This window comes from Pseudomonas borbori (genome assembly GCF_900115555.1).
Lineage (GTDB): Bacteria > Pseudomonadota > Gammaproteobacteria > Pseudomonadales > Pseudomonadaceae > Aquipseudomonas > Aquipseudomonas borbori.
Genome location: NZ_FOWX01000093.1, coordinates 1 through 1248, shown reverse-complemented (window position 1 = coordinate 1248; position 1248 = coordinate 1). Strand labels below are relative to the sequence as shown.

Genomic DNA, 1248 nt, shown 5'->3' with positions numbered 1-1248 from the left:
GACAGACGTGCGCATCGTCGCGGGTGGCCAGGTAATCGCCGAGCATCTGCGGCGCTTTGGTCGTGACCAGCTGATCTGCGACCCCTGGCATTACCTGTCGGTGCTGGAGAAGAAACCTGGTGCGCTGCGCAACGGCGCGCCCTTCGTGGCGTGGGATTTGCCGTTGCCGATCCAGCAGGTGCGTGAACGGCTGCTCAAACAGCCACGTGGTGACCGCGCCTTCGTTGAGTTGCTGCTGATCGCCCGCGATGTGGGCCTGGAGCCGCTGCAAGTGGCCTGCGAGTTAGCGCTCGAGTGCGGTGTAGTCAGCGGCTCGCTGGTGATGAATGAACTGCGCCGATTGATCGCCCCGACACGCCCGCCACAACTGAGCTTGCCCGAACAATTACAGCTACGGGTCGAACCGCTCGCTGATTGCCAGCGCTACGAACAACTGCGGGGCACCCATTATGTCCATTGATCGCGTTGCTCATCTGAAGGCGCTGCACCTGTATGGCATGGCCAGCGCCTTGCTGGAATTACAGGCCGAAGCCTCGCGCCAACCCGCGCGTCCAGAAGCCTGGCTGGATCGACTGATTGAGGCCGAGCAAGCAGATCGCCAGGTACGCAGCTTGCGCTATCAACTCAAGGCCGCCCGCTTCCCGATTCATCGCGACCTCAGCAGTTTCGACTGGCAAGAAACCCCGCTCGATCACGGGCAGATCCAGCAACTGGCCAGCAGCGCCTTCATGGACTGCGCGCATAACCTGATTCTGGTCGGCGGCACCGGCACCGGCAAAACCCACCTGGCCACCGCGCTGGGTGTCGAGGCCATCCATCAAGGCAAGCGAGTTCGTTTCTACAACGCGGTGGACCTGGTCAATCAACTGGAGCGAGAAAAGCAGCAAGGCAAGGCCGGCAACCTGGCCAAACAATTGCTGCACATGGACGCAGTGATCCTCGACGAACTGGGCTACTTACCCTTCCCAGACTCCGGTGGGGCGCTGCTGTTTCACCTGATCAGCCAGCTCTACGAAAAGACCTCGCTGATCATCACCACCAACTTGTCCTTCGGCGAATGGGTCAGTGTTTTTGGCGACGCCAAGATGACCACAGCACTGCTCGACCGCATCACTCACCACTGCGACATCCTCGAAACCGGCAACGATTCGTTCCGCTTCAAGCAGCGCAAAAAGGCAGTGAAAAACACCTGAGCGACTGGAAACTTTTGGACGCTGTTACCTGGAAAGTTTTGGATGCTGATTGACA

Annotated in this window: 1 protein-coding gene and 1 pseudogene; both read left to right on the top strand. The window is 59.7% G+C overall.

Annotated elements, in window-relative coordinates:
• A pseudogene (locus BM315_RS24815) lies at positions 1 to 460 on the top strand (IS21 family transposase); the annotation flags it as partial.
• Positions 450 to 1193 (top strand): IS21-like element helper ATPase IstB, encoded by a 744-nt coding sequence (istB, locus tag BM315_RS24120; protein WP_090506226.1) that lies wholly within the window; start codon positions 450 to 452, stop codon positions 1191 to 1193. The pseudogene BM315_RS24815 and the gene istB, both read left to right, overlap by 11 nt.
• Positions 1194 to 1248 lie beyond the last annotated feature (55 nt).

Excerpts from the sequence above, each read along its gene's own strand:
- istB (WP_090506226.1), top strand. The coding sequence starts at position 450 with ATGTCCATTGATCGCGTTGCTCATCTGAAGGCGCTGCACCTGTATGGC.